Origin of the sequence: Flavimobilis soli (assembly GCF_002564025.1) — a bacterium.
GTDB lineage: Bacteria > Actinomycetota > Actinomycetes > Actinomycetales > Cellulomonadaceae > Flavimobilis > Flavimobilis soli.
Genome location: NZ_PDJH01000001.1, coordinates 102,239 through 123,794 on the forward strand (window position 1 = coordinate 102,239; position 21,556 = coordinate 123,794).

The following is a 21,556-nucleotide window of genomic DNA, read 5'->3' on the forward strand; positions in this document are numbered from 1 at the left end:
TGCTACCCGACCTGCGGCTGCCCCGCCGCGGTGGACGGCGAGCGGGAGATGACCACGGCACCGAAGACCAGCCCGATAACGGCGAGCACCGCAGCGACCACGAACGGGTCCCCGGAGTGCAGGGCCGGTGCGAACCCGAGGCCGACGTAGACGGCCACCCCGGCTGCTCCGCCGAGCTGGTCAGATGCTCGCTGGACGCCGGAGGCGATCCCGGCGTCCTCCTCGGTGGTGCCGCTGACTGCGATGTACTGCAGACCCACGAGCCCGAAGCCCATGCCCGCTGCGATCAGTAGCATCGCCGGGAGCAGCCACACCGCTCCACCATCCAGGACGGCCACGAGCGCGACCACGCCCATCGCGCCGGCAGCCGCTGCCAGGCCGACCAGCACGCAGGCGCGTGCGCCCCAGTGTCCCAGCAGCCGAGGCACGAGCACCGAGGCCACGATCAGCGCCACGGCCAGGGGCAGCATCGTCAGGCCTGCCCCCAGAGGCCCGATACCGAGCCTGTCCTGCAGGTAGAACGTGAACAGCAGGAACGAGGTCGACAACGCACCGCTGAGCAGCATCGTCGTCAGGTTCGCCCGCAGCCGGGCCCGATCGGCGAAGAAGGTCAGCGGGACCAGCGGGTTCGGCGACCTCGACTCGACCCGCACGAACCCGGCAGCAGCCAGCACCGCGCACACCAGCGCGACCCCGCTGACCCACAGGCCGGTGGCAGGCTCGCCCGCCTCGACCGCGGCGTAGACGAACAGCAGCGGGCACGCGGTCAGCAGGAGCGAACCGGGAAGGTCCAAGCGGCACCGTCCCCCGGACGCGGGCCGGTCGGCCGGTACCAGGAGCAGCGCGGCCACGATCACGACCAGGATGAAGGGCACCGAGACCAGGAAGACCCAGCGCCAGCCCAGGTGGGCGGTGATGATCCCTGACAGGGCGAACCCGAGAACCAGGCCGCAGCTGGCCACGGCCGCCCACACGCTCAGGGCCCGTGAGCGGCGCGGCCCCTCGGGGAAGAGCAGCACGATGGTCGCCATCGCCGCGGGCAGCGCGACAGCCTCGCCCGCGCCCTGGAGCAGGCGGGCCGCGACCAGGACCGGAAAGGACGGGGCCAGGCCAGCCAGCAGGGAGGCCGCGCCGAAGACGCTCGTGCCGACCAGGAGGGTGCGGCGGCGGCCGAGAAGGTCACCGAGCCGACCGCCGAGCATCAGCAGCCCTCCGCCGGTGATGGTGTAGCCGACCACGACCCAGGTCAGGGAGTGTCCCCCGACGCCGAGGTCCGCGCCGATCGAGGGCAGCGCGATGTTGACCACGGTCACGTCGACCGCGATGAAGAACTGCAGCATCGACATCGCGCACAGCACGAGCCATGCGCGCACAGGGGCGGGACCGATCCCGCATGAAGTGGTGGAAGTGCCTGAAAGCATCAATTGCTCCGTCGCTCTGAAGAGTTTCCGAGCAGCACGAAGGGCCGCTCCGGTCTGATCACGAAGCGGCTGGACGTTCCAGGTGAGGTGTTGCTGTGTGCCGGACGTCCCGCCGCTAGCGGGACGTCCTGGTCACTGCCGCGCAAGCGGCCGAGCTCGAAGCGCCTGACATGGTACAGATGCTAGCAGCGGGGAATATTCGCCCCCGGACCTGTCCCTCCTATCCGCGCGAGCTCTTAGTCGGTGGGCTTGCCCGCACGAGCCCGCAGCGTGGCGCCGGCGAGCTTCATGGCGAGCGGCCAGCAGACCATGGTCAGGCAGAAGGCGATGGGCCAGGCGATGACGAGCTGGAGCGGCCAGCTGCGGAGCCACTCCATCGTCGGGCCGGCGTGGAAGAGGCTCATGAGGCCGGACATCGAGGCGGCCATCATGAAGGTCATGAAGATCTGAGCGAGCAGGGCGAATCGCTTGTTCACGGAGTGTTCCTTGTCTGCGACGACGGCACCGTCTCCCGGCGCCGCCACCGCTCATCGAGGGGGAGGGGCGCCATGGGTTCGCAACAGGACACGACTTCATCTCGGCTGGTGCGCCGAGTGCCGGAATAACCACACCGGCCAGGATCTTCTTGGCGCTCAGAGGGTAGCAAGAACGAAGCGGGGCTGCCGTGGCCCGTGCTGAGCCCGGAGCCGTACGAGAAGCGCTGTGCGCGGGACAATCAGCCCTTCGCGGACGCCTTGGCGGCGCGCTTGTATTCGCGGACCTTGGTGAGGCTCTCGGGCGAGACGATGTCCGCGACGCTGCGGTATGAGCCCTCCTCGCCGTACGGGGCGCTCGCCTCGCGCCAGCCCTCGCCGTCGAAGCCGCACTGCTTGCCGAGCAACGCCAGGAAGATCTTCGCCTTCTGCTCCCGAAGCCCGGAAGCGCCTTGAGGCGCTTGAGCACGTCCTTGCCGCTCGGCGAGCCTGCTGTCCAGATCGCTGCGGCGTCGCCGCCGTGGTCGCGGACGATCGCCGCGCAGAGCTGCTGCACCCGTCCAGCCATCGAGCCCGGGAAGCGGTGCACCGCTGGAGGCGTCCTGAAGACGTCGGCGAACGCCTCGGGGTCGTACTCCGCGATCGTTCTCGCCTCGATCGACCCGATGCGCTGCACGATCTTGAGCGGGCCCGCGAACGCCGTCTCCATGGCGACCTGCTGGTCGAGCAGCATGCCGATGAGGAGCGCGAGCGGGTCGCGGGAGAGAAGGTCGTCCGCTGCCGCGTCGGCAGTGATGTTCAGTGCCATGCCCCCATCGTGGACGCGCCTGCGCCCGACCGCTAGCGTCCCCGTCGCTCCTCTTTGGTGTGCCCGACATCGCGCGTGCTCCGGCCGTGCCGGTTGAAGCAACCTGGCGCACAGGTCTCAGGTCGAGCACCCTGAGACCCGATGTCACGGGTGGAGATTCATCTGCGGACCCGCGTCGGCGCCGAGCAACGGTCGCCGGCCTGCGCCGCACTCGACGAGGAGCTGTCATGAAGAAAGCACGGTCTGCCGCCACTGCGTTGGTGTTGTCCGCCGCCTTTCTCCTGTCGGGCGTCGCGGTGGCTCCCACCGCGAGCGCGGCCGGGGACTCGGTCTCTATCGGGAAGATCTCCCAGGCCAAGGCGCCGTACGGCAAGAAGGCGACGGTCAAGCCCAAGGTGAAGAAGTCGGGCAAGGTCAAGGTCCTGTCCAAGACGTTGACCGTGAAGCAGCGCGGCAAGACGGTCGCGAAGAACCGGAAGTCCGCGAAGCTCAAGCCCGGTACCTATCGCGTCACGACGAAGGTGAAGTACCGCTCGTACAAGGTCGTCAAGACGACCAAGACCGTGAGGAAGCGCGTGGTCAGCGTGCCGGCGTGGGATGAGACGTACGTTTCGTGCACCGCGAGGAACGTTGTCGCGGGCTACGCCACTGCGGAGTTCGACGCGGTCTGCACCGGACGGGACTACGACGGCACGCTGACTCTGGTGGACGTCTTCGTCGTCGGGTCCGACGGCGATTACACGGGTTTCGCTGACGACGCGACGCTCAGCTTTACGAGCCTTCCTGACGAAGGGGCCACGTTTACCGCTTGGCTCGAGCCGGCGGACGACCTCTACCAGGTTCGCCAGATCAAGGAGACGACGAGCCGGAAGGTGTGGTCGAAGACCAAGACCAAGACCCGCACCCAGAGCCTGACGGTCAAGGCTGCGCAGCGCCCGAGCCGGACGACGCCGAACTCCTGGGGTGAGTGCCCAAGCTGGGCGCCCATCAAGGGCAACCGTGGCAGCTACGCCTGGATCTATCACGTGCCGGGAAGCACGTACTACTCGCGCACCATCGCCGAGGAGTGCTTCAGCACGACGACCGCCGCCCGGCGCGCTGGCTACCGGGCGCCCCTGCGCTAGCCCCGCGTCGCGGACTCAGGGACGCATCACGATGCGACCGGAACGCCCCGACCGCCCGCTTTGTGACGTTCACGTAACTGTAAAGGCTAAGTCGTGCGGCCTTCCTGGGGGTGTGTCACAGTGGTTCTCGGTCGTGGCCGTGGCTTTGCGGTGCGCAATCGGAACGAGAGGGGCGCGTCATGAGTGACGAACACGGTGGTCAGAGCGGTGACGCCGTCGGGGGGGATCAGCATGGAGGTCTCCGAGGACAAGAGTCGCGTCGTGCTGTGGGGCGAGATCGACGGCGCCCTGCGGACCGAGGCGAGTGGGGTTCTCGCGAGCGCTCTCGAGCGCGAGCTCCCGGTCGTCATCGACCTCGAGTCGGTGACCTTCATGGACTCCACCGGCATCGCATTCCTCGTTCAGTTCTGCACGATCGGCGCGGACGAGGGCATCGAGGTCGTCGTCCGCAAGCCACCGCAGCTCGTCCGTGACGTCATCGAGATGCTCGGCATCACCGAGCTGCTCGGTCTGACTAACGACCCGGAGCCGGCCCCCGAGGGCCGCACCCCCCTCGCTAGCTGACACAGACGCACGAGAGGGCGCCCGCCGAAGATCGGCGGGCGCCCTCTCGTCGTCCTCCGGGGCTCGCTTACAGGTCGCGCCCTGCGGCGAGCGCGGCCGCACCCACGATGCCCGCGCGGTTACGCAGCTTCGCCGGCACGATCGGGGCGCTCAGCTCGAGCAGCGGCAAGAACTTCTCGTGGTGCTTCGACACGCCGCCACCCACGACGATGAGGTCGGGGGAGAAGAGCATCTCCACCGCCTCGTAGTACCGCTGCAAGCGCTCGGCCCACTGCGGGAAGGACAGGTCCTCACGAGTGCGCGCCGAGTCGGCAGCCCGCGACTCCGCGTCGAAGCCGTCGATCTCGATGTGGCCCAGCTCCGTGTTCGGCAGCAGGTGGCCGTCGACGATGATCGCCGACCCGATGCCCGTGCCGAGCGTCGTCACGAGGATCGTGCCCTTCGCGCCTGCGGCGGCGCCGTAGAGCGCCTCGCCGAAGCCCGCTGCGTCGGCGTCGTTGACCGATCGGATCGGCCGGCCCAGCTCCTGCGACAGCAGGTTGTCGAGGTCGATGCCTGCCCACGACTCGTCGAGGTTCGCGATGAAGCGGATACGACCGTGGTGGATCGGCCCAGGGAACGCGACGCCGACAGGCGTTGCGGCAGGAAGGTCGAAGTGGTCGACGAGCTCGCGGACCACCGCGGTGACGGCTGCTGGCGTCGAGACGCCCGGCGTCGGGATGCGCAGCCGCTCCGCCGTGAACTCGCCCGTGCGTAGGTCGACCGGGGCGCCCTTGATGCCGCTGCCGCCGATGTCGATGCCGAACGCGATCTCGTGCTCGAGGTCTGTGCTCATGGGAGAGTCAGGATCTCCGTTCCGGTCTCGGTGACGAGGAGGGTGTGCTCGAACTGCGCCGTACGGGACCCGTCCTTCGTGAGGACGGTCCAGCCGTCGTCCCACATGACCCATTCGTGCGTCCCGAGAGTGAGCATAGGCTCGATCGTGAAAACCATGCCGGGCTCGATCACGGTCGAGTACTCGGGCGCCGAGTCGTAGTGCGGGATGATCAGGCCTGAGTGGAACGACTCGCCGACCCCGTGCCCCGTGAAGTCCCGGACCACGCCGTAGCCGAACCGCGCTGCGTACTTCTCGATCACACGACCGATGATGTTGACCTCGCGGCCCGGCTTGACCGCGGCGATGCCGCGGGCGAGCGCCTCGCGCGTGCGTTCGATCAGGTCGGCGTCCTCCTGCGCGATCTCCCCGACGGCGAACGTCGCGTTGTTGTCGCCGTGGACGCCGCCGATGAACGCCGTGATGTCGATGTTGACGATGTCACCCTCGGCGAGGACCGTGCTGTCCGGGATGCCGTGGCAGATCACCTCGTTGAGCGAGGTGCACAACGACTTCGGGAAGCCCCGGTAGCCGAGCGTCGACGGGTACGCGCCGTGGTCGAGGAGGAACTCGTGCCCGATCCGGTCGAGCTCGTCCGTCGTGACGCCGGGGGCGACCGCCTCACCGACCGTCTGCAGCGCTTGCGCGGCGAGACGCGCGGCGACACGGATCCGCTCGATCGTCTCGGGCGTCTTGATCTCCGACCCGGAGAACGGCGTCGGCCCCGGACGACCCACGTACTCCGGACGCGGGATGCTCGCGGGCACCGCGCGCGGGCCGCTGACCACCCCCGGCTGCAACGGGTCTCGGGTGTGGCGCGTCGTCGTGGACATGGTTGAAGTGTACTTTTGTCGCGACCGAGTTCGTGCCGGGGAGCCGAAGGAGATGTGGTGGCCGACGACGGCGAGTACTACTTCGACACCGCTACCGGACAGGTGACGCAGGGCAAGCAGGGCGCCTGGTCGACGCGGATGGGACCGTACAAGACCCGCGAGGAGGCGGAGCACGCGCTCGAGAAGGCGCGCGCGAAGTCAGACGCGTGGGACGCAGAAGACCGCCGTGAGGCGGCGGAACGAGAAGGCGATGCCTGACACCCTGACCCGTGGCCCACGCCCGGCGGAGCCCCGCGCCGTCGTGCCGCGCGGGCCGAGCCCGATCGTCGCGACAGCTGTGTTCCTCACGGCGCTCGTCGTCGTGGTCTGCATCGTCGTGGCGGCCGTCCTGGTCTGGCGCGCACCGCGTGACACGGACGCTGCCGCGCCCGCAGCCCCCGCCTCCGAGTCGGCAGCCGAGGGCGTCGAGGCTGTCGCCGACGCCGCGACCGCGCTCGGCGCGGAGGCGAGCGACCTCGACGCCGCCATCGGTGCGGCCCAGGGCCACGCGCAGGCGAGCGCGTGCAACGCGGCCTCGGCCGACGGTCAGGCGATCATCAGCCTTGCCACCGCCGCCCTCACCCCGGACCGTTGGATCGCCGACGGCGCGGTCGAGCCGCTCGTCGGAACCCCGTTCGAGGACCTCGCCGTGCGCTGCGGCTCGGTCTACGCGTCCGAGGCGCTCGCCGCGACGACCGTGCCCTCCGCAGTCATGGGCGTGATCGAGGCGCACGTGCGCAACGGTGGCTTGCGGTCCGAGGTCGACGCCGCGCAGGAGCGCGACGCCCTCGCCGCCTCCGTCCCGCCCGAGCTGCTCGTCGGCGACACCGCGACGTCGGACGTGTCTGCGTTCGCGCTCCCCTCGGGGAACGTCGTGTGCTCGATCGGCGGAGGTCAGGCGCGGTGCGACATCGCGCAGGCGGCGTACGACCGCAGCGACGCCCCTGAAGGGTGCGACGACGGCTGGGCCCTCGCGATGCAGGTCACCCCGAGCGGCGCGCAGGCCGTGTGCGCGGGGGACCGGGAGATGCCCGAGACGACCATCTCCCTGGCCTACGGCGAGAGCACCCGCGTAGGCGGTTACTCGTGCGCCGCGTCGACCCAGGGCGTCGCGTGCCGCGAGGACGTTAGCGGCCACGGGTTCTGGCTCCGCGCCGAGGCGTACGTCCTCTTCTGACCGCAAGCACAGACGCCGACGGCGCGGCCCCCGAAGGTGGGGCCGCGCCGTCGGCGTTCGCGGAGCTCGTCAGCTGTCGTACGAGTGCTCCGCCGTCGGGAACGCGCCCGACTGCACCTCGGAGACGAAGCTCGCCGCGGCGTCGTGCAGAGCCTTGCCGACCTCGCCGAAACGACGGGAGAAGCGAGGCGACCAGTCGCCCATGCCCGCCATGTCCGTCCACACGAGCACCTGCCCGTCGCACTGCGGGCCCGCACCGATACCGATCGTGGGGACCGAGAGGATCTCCGTGATCGCGGCCGCGACCGGCGCAGGGATCATCTCGAGGACGATCGCGACAGCTCCGGCGTCCTGGAGCGCGAGAGCGTCCTCCTTGAGGCGCTCGGCAGCGTCGTGGCCACGTCCCTGGATGCGCTTGCCGCCGAGCATGTTCTCCGACTGCGGCGTGAAGCCCAGGTGACCCACGACGGGGATGCCGGCGCCGGTCAGGAGCTCCACCTGCGGGGCGACACGGCGGCCGCCCTCGAACTTCACGGCGTGCGCACCGGCCTCCTTGAGCATGCGCACCGCGGTCGCGTGCGCCTGCGCGGGGGACGCCTCGTACGAGCCGAACGGCAGGTCGGCGACGACCATCGCGCGCGACGTCGCGCGGGCGACCGAGCGCGTCGCCACGACCAGCTCGTCGACAGTCACGGGGATCGTCGTCGCGTGGCCGAGCATGTTGTCGCCGATCGAGTCGCCGACGAGCAGCATGTCGACGCCAGCGGCGTCGAAGATCCGGGCCGTCGGGCCGTCGTACGCCGTCAGCATCGTGAGCTGGCGGCCCGCCGACTTGGCCTCGCGGAGGTGGTGGACGCGCACGCGGCGGGGTGCGGCCGCGGTCTGCGCCTGCTCGGCAGGGGGGTGGTTGGTCATCCTGTGTGCTCCTCGGTCGTTCGGCTTGCAGGCGTGCTGGGACGGGGTTCCGGTGGCGTCACACTGCGGGTTCGCGCCACCGGTTCGTGACCGGCAGACGGCGGTCACGGCCGAACGCCACCCCCGTCACCTTGGGCCCCGGCGGGTACTGCCGACGCTTCCACTCGGCGCGGTCGACGAGCGACACGACCCGGTCGACGACCTCGGGGTCGAAGCCGCGCGCGAGCAGCTCGGCACGGCCCTCGCTGCGCTCGACGTACGCGTCGATCACCTCGTCGAGGAGGTGGTACGGCGGCAGGGAGTCCTGGTCGACCTGACCGGGACGCAGCTCGGCCGACGGCGGCTTCGTGATCGAGCTCTCGGGGATGGGCGGGATCTCGCCGCGGTCGATCGCGTGGTTGTTGCGCCAGCGCGAGAGCGCCCACACGCGTGACTTGTCGACGTCCTTGATCGGCGCGAACCCGCCGACGGCGTCGCCGTAGATCGTCGAGTAGCCGACAGCGAGCTCCGACTTGTTGCCCGTCGCCAGCACGAGGTGGCCCTCCATGTTGGACAGCGCCATGAGCGTCACGCCGCGCATGCGCGCCTGGAGGTTCTCGGCGGCGACGCCTTCGAGGTGGAGGTTGCTCTCGAACGCGTCGACCATCGGGGCGATCGGCACGACCCGGTAGTCCGCGCCGATGCGCTTGGCGGTGTCGGCGGCGTCGTCCTTCGAGTGGTCCGAGGAGTAGCGCGACGGCATACCGACGCCGACGACGTTCTCGCCGCCGATCGCGTCGGCCGCGATGGCGGCGACGAGCGCCGAGTCGATGCCGCCCGACAGTCCGAGCACGACCGACGTGAAGCCGTTCTTGCGGACGTAGCCGGTAAGGCCCGTGACGAGGGCGCGGTAGACCTCCTCGTCGGCGTCGAGGGTCTGCGCCTGCGGTCCGGGCCGCTGGGCGCCGCCCGTCGTCGCGTCCCACACGAGCATGTGCTCGACGAACTGCGGAGCGCTCGCCAGGACGGTCCCGTCGGCGTCGAGGACGAACGAGCCGCCGTCGAACACGAGGTCGTCCTGGCCGCCGACCATGTTCACGTACGCGAGGGGAGCGGAGACCTGCGCGGCGCGCGCGGCCGCGCTCTCGAGCCGGAGGTGGGTCTTGCCCTCCTCGTACGGCGAGCCGTTGATGACGAGGAGCAGGTCGACGCCGTGCGCCGCGAGCTGCTCGACGGTGCCGCCCTCGCGCCAGATGTCCTCGCAGATCGCGAGGCCGACGCGCACGCCGTCGACGTCGACGACCGCCGGCTGGTCGCCGGGCACGAAGATGCGGGCCTCGTCGAACACGCCGTAGTTCGGCAGGTGGTGCTTGTCGTAGTGCGCGATCACCTCACCGCCGCGCAGCACGACCGCGCGGTTCGTCGGACGGCTGCCGCCGCCCGTGCCGACCGAGCCGACGACGACGGTCACGTCGCCCAGCCCTGCCGTCGCGAGGTCGGCCGCGAGAGCGCGCACGGCGCTGTCGGCGGCGCGCTGGAAGGACGCGCGCAGGGCCAGGTCCTCGATCGGGTAGCCCGTCAGGGTCATCTCCGGGAACGCGACGAGCCGGGCGCCCGCGTCCGCGGCCTTCCGGGTCCAGGCGGCGACCGCCTCCGCGTTGCCGGTCAGGTCGCCGACGCACGTGTCGATCTGTGCGAGGGCGATACGCAGTTCAGCCATAACTTCAGCCTAGAGTGTTCGCACGTGGGTGCGAGCTCGTGCCGACACCCGAGCAGGTCATCCGGATGAAACAAGAGTTCAGGCAGGATAGGTCCATGGACAAGCAGCAGGACTTCGTGCTCCGCACCGTCGAGGAGCGAGACATCCGGTTCATCCGCCTCTGGTTCACCGACGTGCTGGGCATGCTCAAGTCCGTCGCTATCGCGCCGGCGGAGCTCGAGCAGGCGTTCGCCGAGGGCATCGGGTTCGACGGCAGCGCCATCGAGGGCCTGACGCGCGTCTACGAGGCCGACATGATCGCGCGCCCCGACCCCTCGACGTTCCAGGTGCTGCCCTGGCGCGGCGAGCGCAACGGCACCGCGCGCATGTTCTGCGACCTGCTCAACCCGGACGGCACGCACTCGCTCGCCGACTCGCGTTTCGTCCTCAAGCGCGCGATGGACCGAGCGGCCGACAAGGGCTTCACCTTCTACACGCACCCCGAGGTCGAGTTCTACCTGTTCCGTCCGCAGTCCTCGCCGACGGACCCGCTCGTCCCCGTCGACCAGGCGGGTTACTTCGACCACGTCGCGCGCGGGAACGCGCACGACTTCCGTCGCGCCGCGATCCAGATGCTCGAGTCGATGGGGATCTCCGTCGAGTTCTCGCACCACGAGGCCGGTCCCGGCCAGAACGAGATCGACCTGCGCTACGCGGACGCCCTGACGACCGCGGACAACCTCATGACGTTCCGGACGGTCATCAAGGAGGTCGCGCTCGAGCAGGGCGTGTTCGCGTCCTTCATGCCGAAGCCGATGGCGGAGCACCCGGGCTCGGGCATGCACACGCACCTGTCGCTGTTCGAGGGCGACCGCAACGCGTTCCACGAGCCGGGCGCGCAGTACGAGCTGTCCCGCACGGGCCGCTCGTTCATCGCCGGCCTGCTCACGCACGCCGCCGAGATCACGGCCGTGACCAACCAGTACGTGAACTCGTACAAGCGCCTGTGGGGCGGTGCCGAGGCGCCGAGCTACATCTGCTGGGGCCACAACAACCGTTCGTCGCTCGTGCGCGTGCCGATGTACAAGCCGGGCAAGACGAACTCGTCGCGCGTCGAGTACCGCGCGCTCGACGCCGCCACGAACCCCTACCTGTCGTTCGCGCTGCTGCTCGCCGCGGGCCTCAAGGGCATCGAGGAGGGCTACGAGCTCCCCGAGGGGTCGGAGGAGGACGTCTGGGAGCTGACCGACGCCGAGCGCAAGGCCGCCGGCATCAAGCCGCTCCCGCAGTCGCTCGACAAGGCGATCGAGCTCATGGAGCAGTCCGAGCTCGTCGCCGAGACGCTCGGCGAGCACGTGTTCGACTACGTCCTGCGCAACAAGCGCCAGGAGTGGGACGCGTACCGCTCGCAGGTCACGCCGTTCGAGCTGGACCGGTTCCTGCCGGTCCTGTGACCCGGCTGTTCTCTCGATGACCTCGGTGCAGCCTCCCGCAGGGCCCGGTCCGCGCTCAGCCCGTACCGAGTCGGCGAGCACCAGGCTGCGACGCCTGGGGTTCATCGACACGGCGCGCGCCCAGAAGCTCCTCGAGGACAAGGACCTCGTCGAGGTCCTGGGCGCCGTCGGCCCGACGTCGCCGCTCGTCTCCGCCGCGGGAACCGCCGCGGACCCGGACCTCGCGCTGCTCGCGCTCGTCCGCCTGTGCTCGACGGTCCGGGACACGGTTCGTGCGACGACGCTCGCGGCCCTCGTCTCGGAGCCGGGCCCTGGTCTGACGCGGCTCGCGGCGGTGCTCGGCGCGTCGGCGGCGCTCGGCGACGAGATCATCCGCCATCCCGAGCTCGTCGACGTCGTCGCGGACCTCACGCCCGGGATCGGCGTCGACGCCAGCGACGTGCGTGCGGAGCTGCTCCGCGCCGTCCAGGCCGATCCTGACGCGGACGTGCCCGTCGCGGGCATGCCGGTCACCGACGCGACCGACGCGATGCGCCGCGCCTACCGCGCGCGGCTCCTGCGGATCGCGGCGTCGGACCTGACCTCCACCGAGCCGCTGTCGATCCTTCCCGCCGTCGGCGCTGCGCTCGCCGACCTCGCTGCCGCCTCGCTCGAGGCGGGGCTCGCGATCGCTCGCGCGGGCACCGAGGGTCACGGTCTCGAGGTGCGGCTCGCCGTCCTCGGCATGGGCAAGTGCGGCGGCCGCGAGCTCAACTACGTGAGCGACGTCGACGTCGTCTACGTCGCGGAGCCTGCTGAAGGCGTCGAGGAGTCGGTCGCGATGCGAGTCGGCGCCAAGCTCGTCACGGGCCTGACCCGCGCGTGCTCGGCACCGTCGAACGAGCCGCCGCTGTGGCCCGTCGATGCCGCGCTGCGCCCCGAGGGCAAGGACGGCCCGATCGTCCGGACGCTCGCGAGCCACCGCGCGTACTACGAGCGCTGGGCCAAGACCTGGGAGTTCCAGGCGCTCCTCAAGGCCCGCGTCGTCGCGGGGGACCGCGCGCTCGGGGCCGCATACCTCGACGCCGTCGGACCCATGGTCTGGCAGGCCGTCACACGCGAGAACTTCGTCGCCGACTCGCAGGCGATGCGCCGTCGTGTCGAGGACCACGTCCCGGCCGCCGAGGCCGACCGTCAGCTCAAGCTCGGCAAGGGCGGGCTCCGGGACGTCGAGTTCACGGTCCAGCTCCTGCAGCTCGTGCACGGCCGCACCGACGAGTCGATCCGCAGCCCGCACACGCTCACGGCCCTTGCCGCCCTGACGGCCGGCGGCTACGTCGCGCGCGACGACGCCGCCCGCATGGCCGTCGCCTACCGGTTCCTGCGGGTGCTCGAGCACCGCATCCAGATGTTCCGCCTCGAGCGCACCCACCTCTTGCCGACCGAGGAGGCGGACCTGCGCCGTCTCGCCCGTACGGCGGGAATGCGCGAGGAGGGCGCCGAAGGGCTGCTCGAGCGCTGGAAGGAGACTCGTCGCAGCGTCCGGAGCATGCACGAGGCGCTCTACTACCGTCCGTTGCTCCCCGCGGTCGCGCAGCTCTCGCGTGCCGAGGCGAGCCTGAGCCCCGAGAACCAGCAGGCGCGCCTCGCGGCGATCGGCTACCGCGACCCGCGCGGCGCGGTCCGGCACATCGCGGCGCTCACGGAGGGCGTCTCGCGGCGTGCCGCGATCCAGCGCCAGCTCTTGCCCGTCCTCCTCGGCTGGTTCGGCGAGGGGGCCGACCCTGACGCGGCGCTGCTCGCGTTCCGGCGTCTCTCCGAGACGCTCGGCACGACGCACTGGTACCTCAAGATGCTGCGCGACTCCGGCTCCGCCGCGCAGCGCCTCGCGCGACTGCTGTCGTCGTCGCGCTTCGCCGCCGACGCGCTCGCGCTCTCGCCCGAGTCGGTGTCCTGGCTCGCGGAGGACGCGGAGCTGCAGCCGCTCGGCGCCGAGCGGCTTAGGCGCGAGGTCGGCGCGATGCTCACCCGGTCCGACGACGTCGAGCAGGCGACCCAGCTCCTGCGGGCGCTGCGCCGCCGCGAGCTTGCACGCACCGCCGTCGGCGAGGTGCTGAGCATCAGCGACCCTGTCCGCGCCGCCCAGGCGATCAGTGCCGCCACGGACGCGACGCTCGAAGGCGCGCTGCGGCTCGCCGAGGCCGCCGTGCAGCGTGAGCGCGGCCTCGCCGAGCCTCCCGCTCACCTGGCGATCGTCGCGATGGGCCGCCTCGGCGGCCGTGAAGCCGGCTACGGCTCCGATGCCGACGTCATGTTCGTCCACCGCGCCGTTCCTGGCGCGTCGGACGCGGACGCCGGCGGCTACTCGCTCGCGGTCGCGACGAGACTGCGCTCTCTCCTGGGGGACATGGGCCCCGAGCCTGCGCTCCAGGTCGATGCCGATCTGCGCCCGGAAGGTCGACAGGGCCCGCTCGTGCGTTCGCTCGACTCGTACGCGGAGTACTACGAGCGCTGGTCGGAGGTCTGGGAGGCGCAGGCGCTCCTGCGGGCGCGCACCGTCGCCGGCGACGACGCGCTGTGCGCGGACATGACCGCTCTGATCGACTCGGTGCGCTACCCGGCAGAGCTGACGACCGCACAGGTGCGCGAGGTTCGGCGCATCAAGGCGCGCGTCGAGTCGGAGCGCATGCCGCGCGGCGTCGACCCGGCCCGGCACGTCAAGCTCGGCCGCGGCGGCATCAGCGACGTCGAGTGGACCGTCCAGCTGCTCCAGCTGCAGCACGCCCACGAGATCGAGACGCTCCGGACGACGTCGACGCTCGAGGCGCTCGACGCCCTCGCCGAGGCCGAGCTCCTCACGCGCGGGGACGCCGAGGTGCTCCGGGAGGCGTGGGTGCTCGCGTCGGGCATCCGTAACGCCGTCGTGCTGTGGTCCGGACGCGTCGACGGGTCGCACGGCGACATGCTGCCGAGCGACCGGCTCGACCTCGCGGGCGTCTCACGGATCCTCGACTACCCGGCGGGGGAGGCGTCCGCCCTCGAGGAGGACTACCTCCGGGCGTCGCGTCGCTGCCGCCAGGTCGTCGAGCGCGTGTTCTACGACTCCTGAGCGGCGTCGGCCGCAGGGGTGGTGGGCTCGGTCTCGGGCGCGACGGCCTGGGACTCGTCGAGCAGGGTCTCGTCGATGAGCTCGTGCCGCTGCAGGTAGGTCGACATGACCGCCTGGATCGTCGCGGCGACCGGTAGCGCGAGGAAGGCACCGAGCGCCCCGAAGACCGCGCCGAAACCGAGCACGACGACGAACGCGACGGCGGGGTTCATCTCGAGCGCCTTCTCGGAGATCTTGGGCGCGAAGATGTAGTTCTCGATCTGCTGGTACGCGACGATGAAGATCAGCACCGCAAGAGCCTTGACGGGGCTCTCGGCGAGCGCCAGCAGGACCGGCAGCGCGCCACCGATATACGTACCGATCGTGGGGACGAACTGCGACACGATGCCCGTGAACAGGGCGAGCGGCAGCGAGTACGGGATCTTCAGGATCATCAGGAAGATGAGCGTGAAGATCGTCGACAGGAAGGCGAGCACGAGGCGCGAGTTGATGAACGCCGAGACCTTGGCCTGCGTGATGTCCCACAGCGACAGGACGGTCGCCTGGTTCTTCGGCGCGAGCCAGCGGCAGATCGACGCGCGGAAGCGGGGCCCGGCCGCGCACAGGTAGTAGACGACGAGGCCGATCGTCATGACCGCGAAGATGCCGCCGAGCAGCGACGACCCGACGCCGAGAACCCCCTGGGCGACGTCGTCGCCCCACCCGTCGAGCGCCTGGCCGACGAGCTTCTTCTGGTCGGGCAGCTCGGTGTCGAACGTCTTCTCGACCCAGGCACGGATGTCCTCGTAGAGCGCCGGGATGTTCTTGCCGAACTCGATGACCTGCTGGACGAACATCGTCCCGAACATCGCGATCATGCCGACGATCGCGACGAACGCGCCGCCCATCACGGCGCCGGTGGCGAGCCCGCGCTTCCAGCCGCGACGCACGAGCCAGACGATCATCGGCTCGAGCGTGAGCGAGATGAACAGGGCGATCACGAGGTTCGTGATCAGGCTCGTGAGCATCCCGAGCGAGCGCCACACGAAGATCCCCACGAAAGCCGTGACGACCGCCATGACGAAGGCCTTCGGCAGCCAGCGTGGTGGCTTCGTGGCAGGGTCCGGCCCGGCGGGCTGGGCGTGGTGGAGCTCCTGCGTGGTCACTGTGCCTCCTGCGGTCCGTGGTCGAGCATGGTGCAACTTATCTCATGGGTCCAGCAGCCCGCCGACGCACCCGCCGCAGACGCACGGAGGCCCGTGCGCACAGCGCACGGGCCTCCGGTCGAGTGCTGGTGTCAGCAGTCGAAGTACAGGTCGAACTCGTGGGGGGTCGGGCGCAGCTGGACCGGCTCGATCTCCTTGGAGCGCTTGTAGTCGATCCACGTCTCGATGAGGTCGGGGGTGAACACACCGCCGACGGTCAGGAAGTCGTGGTCCTTCTCGAGCGCGTCGAGGGCCTCGTTGAGCGAGCCCGGGACCTGCTGGATGAGCGCGTGCTCCTCCGGCGGCAGCTCGTAGAGGTCCTTGTCGATGGGCTCCGGCGGCTCGATGCGGTTCTTGATGCCGTCGATGCCGGCGAGGAGCTGGGCCGCGAAGGCGAGGTACGGGTTCGCCGACGGGTCCGGCACGCGGAACTCGACGCGCTTGGCCTTCGGGTTCGAGCCCGTGATCGGGATGCGGATGCACGCCGAGCGGTTACGGGCCGAGTAGACCAGGTTGACCGGGGCCTCGTAGCCGGGCACGAGGCGGCGGTACGAGTTGACGGACGGGTTGGTGAACGCGAGCAGCGCGGGAGCGTGCTTGAGCAGACCACCGATGTACCAGCGCGCGATGTCCGAGAGGCCGCCGTAGCCTGCCTCGTCGTAGAAGAGCGGCTTGCCGTCCTTCCAGAGGGACTGGTGCGAGTGCATGCCCGAGCCGTTGTCGCCGAAGAGCGGCTTCGGCATGAAGGTCACGGTCTTGCCGGCCTGCCACGCGACGTTCTTGATGACGTACTTGAACTTCATCAGGTCGTCAGCAGCGGCGGTCAGCGTGTTGAAGCGGTAGTTGATCTCCTGCTGGCCCGAGGTGCCAACCTCGTGGTGCGCGCGCTCGACGTCCAGGCCGACCTCGCCGAGGACGGCGCACATCTCGTCGCGCAGGTCGGCCATCTGGTCGTTGGGGGAGACTGGGAAGTAGCCGCCCTTGTAGCGGGTCTTGTAGCCGAGGTTGCCACCCTCCTCCTCGCGGCCGGTGTTCCACGCGGCCTCCTTGGAGTCGAGCGAGTAGAACGCCGAGTGCTGGGTCGTCTCGAAGCGCACGTCGTCGAAGATGTAGAACTCCGCCTCGGGGGCGAAGAAGGCGGTGTCGGCGATGCCCGTGCTGCGCAGGTAGGCCTCGGCCTTGAACGCGATGTTGCGCGGGTCGCGCGAGTAGGACTCGTCGGTGAACGGGTCGACGATCGAGAAGTTCACGACGAGCGTCTTGCGCTTGCGGAACGGGTCGATGTACGCGGTCGTGACGTCCGGGATCAGCTTCATGTCGGACTCGTGGATCGCCTGGAAACCACGGATCGACGAGCCGTCGAACATCATGCCGTCCGTGAAGGCGGACTCCTCGAACTGCGCGATGGGGATGTTGAAGTGCTGCATCACTCCAGGCAGGTCGCAGAATCGCACGTCGACGAACTCGACGCCCTCGTCGCGAGTGAAGGCGATTGCCTCCTCGGCGGTCTTGAACATCCGTTGCTCCTTGGTCGGGTGGGTCCTCGAATCGGACTACGACAAGGCTAGGGGAGGGCGATTTCCCGACCATGTACCAATTGTTTCGGTCGTGTTACGTTCGCCGGTCGTGCGTGACGGCTGAGAGTCATGAGCCTGGGAGGCCGATGAACGGCACCGTGCGCGGCGGCCTCTAGGCTGGTGCCGTGGTCGACAGAAAAGACATCAGCTCCTGGCTCGACGGCGGCGTGCGCCCCGACGGCGACGATTCGCGCCTCGGTCTCCCGGCATCGGGCCCCGGCTCGCGCGCGACCCTGGGGCGCCGCATCCCCGCCCTGTTCGTCGACTGGTTCGCCTCGATGGGAGTCTCGTACCTCTTCTTCGACGGCAGCTCGTGGGCGACGCTCGGCGTGTTCGCCCTCGAGAACCTGCTCCTGGTCGCCACGCTCGGCTCGACGCTCGGGCACCGGCTCCTCGGGCTTGTCGTGCGACGGCTCGGAGACGACCGGCCGTTCGTCGGCCTCGGCCCGGCGGCCCTGCGGGCCGCGCTGCTGTGCCTCGTGATCCCCGCGGTGATCTGGGACCGTGACGGCCGTGGCCTGCACGACAAGGCCGCGCGGACGGTGCTCGTCCGCCGCTGACGCGGCGACCACCGCGAGCAGCGGCGCCGCACCGGCGTGGCACAGGCCCGACAGACGACGAGGGCGCGACCATCAGGTCGCGCCCTCGTGGCGTTCTCGGGAGATGCCGGATCAGCGGCCGCGCATGCCCTTGCGGTCGGGACGCGCCCGCATCGGGTCGACGCCCTTCGGGATCGGCAGTTTCGCGCCGCCGAGCGCGGTGAGACGCTTCATGACGACGGCGACCTCGTGCTTCTTGAGGACCGGCTTGAGCTTCTGGATCTTCTTCGTCAGCTCGGGGAGCGGGACCTGGCCGGGCTCGCGGCCCACGTGGATCACCGTGACGGGCACGCCCTGGACGACGCGCTGCGTGCGCTTGCGCTCGAGCTCGGCGAGCTTGCGCACGCGGCCCAGCGGACCCTCGGTCATGAGGACGACGCCAGCGCGCCCGACGCCGCGAAAGACCATGTCCTGCGAGCGGGGCTCGATCGCGACCGGAGTCTCGTCGAACGTCCAGCCGCGGCGGATCGTGCCGACGGCGGCGAGCGTCGCGCCCTTCTCGCCCTCGATGCGGGCATAGGCAGCCTTCTCTGCGCGCCGGGCGAGCACGAACATCGCACCCAGGATCGCGGTGGGCAGACCGAGGACCGTGAGGTAGATCGGGTGGCCCCAGATGAAACCGATGCCGACAGCGATCCCGAGGATCACCACGAACGTCCCGAGGATCCACCAGACGACCGCCGGGTCCTGCTGACGCGTCATCTTGTACGCGTCCCAGACCTGGTGGTACCAGCGGCGCTTCTTAGGCTTCCGGGTCTTCTTGGTCTTCGCCGTCACAGCGCCTGCGGGCACGGCGGCGTCATCGTTCTTGCGGGCCATGGGGATGAGTCTAGTGCCCGTCAGCGGACCAGAAGGCTCGCGGCCTCCTGGCGTGACGTCGTCGGCTCGGCGAGGTGGGCGAGGGCCGCGGGGATCTCCTGACCGCGGCGGGTCATCGCCTGACCCCACAGTCGTCCGGCGCGGTAGGACGAGCGCACGAGCGGCCCCGACATGACCCCGAGGAAGCCGAGGTTCTCGGCGAACTCGGACAGGTGCACGAACTCCTCGGGGCGCGCCCACCGGTCGACCGGGTGGTGGCGCGGCGAGGGGCGCAGGTACTGCGTGATCGTCACGAGGTCGCAGCCGGCCTCGTGCAGGTCGCGGAGCGCGTCCTCGGCCTCCTCCGTCGTCTCGCCCATTCCGAGAATGATGTTCGACTTGGTGACGAGGCCCGCGTCGCGCGCCGCCGTGATCACGGAGAGCGAGCGGTCGTACCGGAAGCCGGGGCGGATCGCCTTGAACACGCGAGGGACCGTCTCGAGGTTGTGGGCGAGCACCTCGGGCCGCGACGAGAAGACCTCGGCGAGCTGGTCGGGGTCGGCGTTGAAGTCGGGGATGAGCAGCTCGACGCCGGTGCCTGGCGTGACCGCGTGGATCTGGCGGACGGTCTCCGCGTAGAGCCAGGCGCCGCCGTCGGGCAGGTCGTCACGGGCGACGCCCGTGATCGTCGAGTACTTCAGGCCCATCTGACGCACGGACTCCGCGACGCGGCGGGGCTCGTCGGCGTCGAACGCCGCCGGCTTGCCCGTGTCGATCTGGCAGAAGTCGCAGCGGCGCGTGCACTGGTCGCCACCGATGAGGAACGTCGCCTCACGGTCCTCCCAGCACTCGAAGATGTTGGGGCAGCCCGCCTCCTCGCACACGGTGTGCAGCCCGCCGGAGCGCACGAGGCTCTTGAGCTCGGTGTACTCGGGGCCCATCGTCGCGCGAGTCTTGATCCACTCGGGCTTCTTCTCGATCGGCACCGCTGCGTTGCGTGCCTCGATCCGCAGCATGCGGCGGCCTTCTGGTGCGATCGTCACGTGTCTGCTCCCTCGTGGACGGTTTGTCCTCACCCTATGTCGGAAGTCCTGCAGGTCGAACCGGGGGCCCGCCAGCCGGATGTGACGTCGGTCATGGCGCGCCACCCTTGGGTCGCGTACCCGCGACGGTCAGGACGCGATCGTCGACGGCTCCGTCTGCGCCGCAGCCGTCATCGGACCGATGTGGGCCCGCAGCAGGTCGCCGAGCCCGTCGGCGATGTCGACGGGCGTGATCGTGCGGCCGAGCTCGGCGGACAGTGACGTGACGTCGGCGTCGCTGATGCCGCACGGCACGATCCGGTCAAACGCGGCGAGGTCGGGGCAGGCGTTGACCGCGACACCGTGCATCGTGACGCCCTTCGCGACGCGGCAGCCGATCGCGGCGACCTTCGCCGCGCGCCGCGTCTCCGAGGCGGGCACCCACACGCCGGAGCGTCCCTCGACGCGCTCGGTCGCGAGGCCGAGGTCGGCGCACAGCTCGATCACCGCGGACTCGATCGCCCGGACGAATGCCACGACGTCGACCGGGTCCGCGAGACGCACGATCGGGTAGGCGACGAGCTGGCCGGGACCGTGCCACGTGATCTTGCCGCCGCGGTCCACGTCCACGACGCGCGTACCGTCGGTCGGGCGGTCCGCGCGGTTCGTGCGGCGCCCCGCCGTGTAGACGTCCGCGTGCTCGAGCAGCAGCACGCGGTCGGGTCCACCCTCGAGCACCTCGGCGTGCACGCGACGTTGCAGGTCCCACGTCTCCTCGTAGTCGAGGTAGGCGCGGCCCAGGTCGAGGGGAAGCAGCTCCATGGGCCTCAGGCTAACTCCGGTTAGGTTGGACGCATGACGGACGCCCACGGGTCGCACGACGACCTGCGCATCGGACTGGTCGGTTACGGCGGAGCAGGTCGCGGTATCCACGCGCGCCTCCTGCGCGAGGCGGGGATGGCGGTGCACCACGTCGTCGTCCGGGACCCTGCGCGGCGAGCCGCCGCGGCCGAGGACTGGCCCGGGGTGGGCCTCCACGACACGCTCGAGCAGATGCTCGACGCCGCCGAGCTCGACCTCGTCGTCGTCGCGAGCCCCAGCGGGCTCCACGAGGAGCACGCGGCTGCGGTCGTCGCCGCGGGCGTGCCGGTCGTGCTCGACAAGCCGATCGCGCGCACCGCCGACGCCGCGCAGACGGTCGTCGAGTCCGCCGAGGGCGCCGGCGTGCCGCTGACCGTGTTCCAGAACCGGCGCTGGGATCCCGAGCAGCTCACTCTCGCCTCCGTGCTCCCGCGCCTGGGGCGCGTGCACCGCTTCGAGCGCCGCTGGGAGCGGTGGCGGCCCGTACCGCAGCAGCGGTGGAAGGAGAACGACCTCGACGGAGGAGGGCTGCTGCTCGACCTCGGTCCGCACCTGGTCGACAGCGCGACCCAGCTCTTCGGACGGGTCACGTCCGTCTACGCGGAGCTGCGCACGCTCACGACTCCGACTGAGGACGACGTCTTCCTCTCGCTCCGGCACGAACCTTCCGGCGCGGACGGGCGCGCCGACGGCGTCGTCTCGCACCTGTGGGCAGGCTCGCTCGCCGGAGCTCCCGGGCCGCGCACGCGCGTGCTCGGTGACCGGGGCGCGTTCCTCGTGACGACCTTCGAGGCGGACGCGTCACCGTTCGAACGCCTCGACGACGACGCCCCCGAGGGAAGCCTCGGCTGGATCTCCACGGGTCGTGATCTCGAACCGGTGCCGCAGGCGCCCGGCGGGCACGCGGACTTCTACCGCGCCGTCGCGCGGTGGCTCACCGAGGACGGGCCCGTGCCCGTCGACCCGTGGGACGCGGTGCGCACGGCGCGCGTCCTCGACGCCGCGCGCGAGAGCGCGAGGACGGGGGTGCGCGTCGACCTCTGACGTCGAGCAGCATTCGAGAACCC

General features: G+C 70.4%; 19 protein-coding genes and 1 pseudogene. 8 read left to right on the plus strand and 12 right to left on the minus strand.

Annotation, left to right across the window (positions count from 1 at the left end; all coding sequences use genetic code 11):
• Positions 1-2 precede the first annotated feature (2 nt).
• The 3 genes and pseudogenes from ATL41_RS00485 to ATL41_RS00495 form a co-directional block, all read right to left on the minus strand.
• Positions 3-1,346: an MFS transporter gene (locus ATL41_RS00485; RefSeq protein ID WP_098456723.1), complete on the minus strand. Its 1,344-nt coding sequence runs from the start codon at positions 1,344-1,346 to the stop codon at positions 3-5.
• 311 nt (positions 1,347-1,657) lie between these two features.
• Positions 1,658-1,897: a DUF2798 domain-containing protein gene (locus ATL41_RS00490; protein ID WP_098458832.1), complete on the minus strand. Its 240-nt coding sequence runs from the start codon at positions 1,895-1,897 to the stop codon at positions 1,658-1,660.
• Positions 1,898-2,136: 239 nt separating this feature from the next.
• Positions 2,137-2,702, minus strand: a pseudogene (locus tag ATL41_RS00495) (HhH-GPD-type base excision DNA repair protein).
• A gap of 227 nt (positions 2,703-2,929) precedes the next feature.
• Here ATL41_RS00495 and ATL41_RS00500 point away from each other — a divergent pair.
• Entirely contained in the window at positions 2,930-3,826 is an 897-nt protein-coding gene (locus tag ATL41_RS00500; protein ID WP_143556539.1) for a sunset domain-containing protein, read from the plus strand.
• Positions 3,827-4,057: 231 nt separating this feature from the next.
• Positions 4,058-4,390, plus strand: coding sequence for an STAS domain-containing protein (locus tag ATL41_RS00505; RefSeq protein WP_098458833.1), 333 nt, complete (start codon positions 4,058-4,060; stop codon positions 4,388-4,390).
• Between the two features lie 67 nt (positions 4,391-4,457).
• Here ATL41_RS00505 and ppgK read toward each other — a convergent pair whose 3' ends face one another.
• Both ppgK and map read right to left on the minus strand, forming a co-directional pair.
• On the minus strand, positions 4,458-5,225 hold the full coding sequence (gene ppgK, locus ATL41_RS00510) for a polyphosphate--glucose phosphotransferase (protein WP_098456725.1): 768 nt from the start codon (positions 5,223-5,225) through the stop codon (positions 4,458-4,460).
• Positions 5,222-6,097, minus strand: a complete 876-nt coding sequence (gene map, locus ATL41_RS00515) for a type I methionyl aminopeptidase (RefSeq protein WP_098456726.1) — start codon at positions 6,095-6,097, stop codon at positions 5,222-5,224. Before map ends, ppgK begins: the two co-directional genes overlap by 4 nt.
• A 57-nt stretch (positions 6,098-6,154) precedes the next feature.
• On the opposite strand from map, the gene ATL41_RS00520 reads away from it, so the two are divergent.
• Positions 6,155-6,355, plus strand: a complete 201-nt coding sequence (locus tag ATL41_RS00520; RefSeq protein WP_219810351.1) for an SPOR domain-containing protein — start codon at positions 6,155-6,157, stop codon at positions 6,353-6,355.
• Positions 6,348-7,313, plus strand: coding sequence for a DUF6636 domain-containing protein (locus ATL41_RS00525; protein ID WP_098456728.1), 966 nt, complete (start codon positions 6,348-6,350; stop codon positions 7,311-7,313). Before ATL41_RS00520 ends, ATL41_RS00525 begins: the two co-directional genes overlap by 8 nt.
• Positions 7,314-7,382: 69 nt before the next feature.
• Here ATL41_RS00525 and panB read toward each other — a convergent pair whose 3' ends face one another.
• Both panB and ATL41_RS00535 read right to left on the minus strand, forming a co-directional pair.
• Positions 7,383-8,228 carry a 3-methyl-2-oxobutanoate hydroxymethyltransferase gene (gene panB / locus ATL41_RS00530; protein ID WP_098456729.1) on the minus strand — a complete coding sequence of 282 codons (846 nt, stop codon included), beginning with the start codon at positions 8,226-8,228 and terminating at the stop codon, positions 7,383-7,385.
• 58 nt (positions 8,229-8,286) lie between these two features.
• Complete coding sequence (locus tag ATL41_RS00535; RefSeq protein WP_098456730.1) at positions 8,287-9,927, minus strand: NAD+ synthase; 1,641 nt, start codon at positions 9,925-9,927, stop codon at positions 8,287-8,289.
• Between the two features lie 95 nt (positions 9,928-10,022).
• On the opposite strand from ATL41_RS00535, the gene ATL41_RS00540 reads away from it, so the two are divergent.
• Positions 10,023-11,360, plus strand: a complete 1,338-nt coding sequence (locus ATL41_RS00540; protein ID WP_098456731.1) for a glutamine synthetase family protein — start codon at positions 10,023-10,025, stop codon at positions 11,358-11,360.
• 16 nt (positions 11,361-11,376) lie between these two features.
• The gene (locus tag ATL41_RS00545) at positions 11,377-14,448 is read left to right on the plus strand and encodes a bifunctional [glutamine synthetase] adenylyltransferase/[glutamine synthetase]-adenylyl-L-tyrosine phosphorylase (RefSeq protein WP_098456732.1); all 3,072 of its coding nucleotides are present in this window, start codon (positions 11,377-11,379) and stop codon (positions 14,446-14,448) included.
• Here ATL41_RS00545 and ATL41_RS00550 read toward each other — a convergent pair.
• Together ATL41_RS00550 and glnA are read right to left on the minus strand one after the other, a co-directional pair.
• Positions 14,436-15,593: an AI-2E family transporter gene (locus tag ATL41_RS00550; protein WP_245854520.1), complete on the minus strand. Its 1,158-nt coding sequence runs from the start codon at positions 15,591-15,593 to the stop codon at positions 14,436-14,438. The two genes, ATL41_RS00545 and ATL41_RS00550, sit on opposite strands and share 13 nt — an antisense overlap.
• 131 nt (positions 15,594-15,724) lie before the next feature.
• Positions 15,725-17,149, minus strand: coding sequence for a type I glutamate--ammonia ligase (gene glnA, locus ATL41_RS00555; RefSeq protein WP_098456733.1), 1,425 nt, complete (start codon positions 17,147-17,149; stop codon positions 15,725-15,727).
• 185 nt (positions 17,150-17,334) lie between these two features.
• Here glnA and ATL41_RS13245 point away from each other — a divergent pair, with 185 nt between their 5' ends.
• A complete protein-coding gene (locus ATL41_RS13245) occupies positions 17,335-17,769 on the plus strand; it encodes an RDD family protein (RefSeq protein ID WP_098456734.1) in 435 nt (144 codons plus the stop codon).
• A 111-nt stretch (positions 17,770-17,880) separates the two neighbouring features.
• Here ATL41_RS13245 and ATL41_RS00565 read toward each other — a convergent pair whose 3' ends face one another.
• The 3 genes from ATL41_RS00565 to lipB form a co-directional block, all read right to left on the minus strand.
• Positions 17,881-18,627 (minus strand): DUF4191 domain-containing protein, encoded by a 747-nt coding sequence (locus ATL41_RS00565; RefSeq protein ID WP_098456735.1) that lies wholly within the window; start codon positions 18,625-18,627, stop codon positions 17,881-17,883.
• 20 nt (positions 18,628-18,647) lie between these two features.
• Positions 18,648-19,649 (minus strand): lipoyl synthase, encoded by a 1,002-nt coding sequence (lipA, locus tag ATL41_RS00570; protein ID WP_098456736.1) that lies wholly within the window; start codon positions 19,647-19,649, stop codon positions 18,648-18,650.
• A 129-nt stretch (positions 19,650-19,778) separates the two neighbouring features.
• Positions 19,779-20,450 carry a lipoyl(octanoyl) transferase LipB gene (lipB, locus tag ATL41_RS00575; protein WP_098456737.1) on the minus strand — a complete coding sequence of 224 codons (672 nt, stop codon included), beginning with the start codon at positions 20,448-20,450 and terminating at the stop codon, positions 19,779-19,781.
• Between the two features lie 33 nt (positions 20,451-20,483).
• On the opposite strand from lipB, the gene ATL41_RS00580 reads away from it, so the two are divergent.
• Entirely contained in the window at positions 20,484-21,533 is a 1,050-nt protein-coding gene (locus tag ATL41_RS00580; RefSeq protein ID WP_098456738.1) for a Gfo/Idh/MocA family protein, read from the plus strand.
• The last annotated feature ends 23 nt before the right edge of the window (positions 21,534-21,556 follow it).

Coding starts and splice junctions, on each gene's coding strand:
- ATL41_RS00485 (WP_098456723.1), bottom strand. CDS start 1,346: ATGTCGATGCTGCAGTTCTTCATCGCGGTCGACGTGACCGTGGTCAAC.
- ATL41_RS00500 (WP_143556539.1), top strand. CDS start 2,930: ATGAAGAAAGCACGGTCTGCCGCCACTGCGTTGGTGTTGTCCGCCGCC.
- ATL41_RS00505 (WP_098458833.1), top strand. CDS start 4,058: ATGGAGGTCTCCGAGGACAAGAGTCGCGTCGTGCTGTGGGGCGAGATC.
- ppgK (WP_098456725.1), bottom strand. CDS start 5,225: ATGAGCACAGACCTCGAGCACGAGATCGCGTTCGGCATCGACATCGGC.
- map (WP_098456726.1), bottom strand. CDS start 6,097: ATGTCCACGACGACGCGCCACACCCGAGACCCGTTGCAGCCGGGGGTG.
- ATL41_RS00525 (WP_098456728.1), top strand. CDS start 6,348: ATGCCTGACACCCTGACCCGTGGCCCACGCCCGGCGGAGCCCCGCGCC.
- panB (WP_098456729.1), bottom strand. CDS start 8,228: ATGACCAACCACCCCCCTGCCGAGCAGGCGCAGACCGCGGCCGCACCC.
- ATL41_RS00535 (WP_098456730.1), bottom strand. CDS start 9,927: ATGGCTGAACTGCGTATCGCCCTCGCACAGATCGACACGTGCGTCGGC.
- ATL41_RS00540 (WP_098456731.1), top strand. CDS start 10,023: ATGGACAAGCAGCAGGACTTCGTGCTCCGCACCGTCGAGGAGCGAGAC.
- ATL41_RS00545 (WP_098456732.1), top strand. CDS start 11,377: ATGACCTCGGTGCAGCCTCCCGCAGGGCCCGGTCCGCGCTCAGCCCGT.
- glnA (WP_098456733.1), bottom strand. CDS start 17,149: ATGTTCAAGACCGCCGAGGAGGCAATCGCCTTCACTCGCGACGAGGGC.
- ATL41_RS00565 (WP_098456735.1), bottom strand. CDS start 18,627: ATGGCCCGCAAGAACGATGACGCCGCCGTGCCCGCAGGCGCTGTGACG.
- lipB (WP_098456737.1), bottom strand. CDS start 20,450: ATGGAGCTGCTTCCCCTCGACCTGGGCCGCGCCTACCTCGACTACGAG.
- ATL41_RS00580 (WP_098456738.1), top strand. CDS start 20,484: ATGACGGACGCCCACGGGTCGCACGACGACCTGCGCATCGGACTGGTC.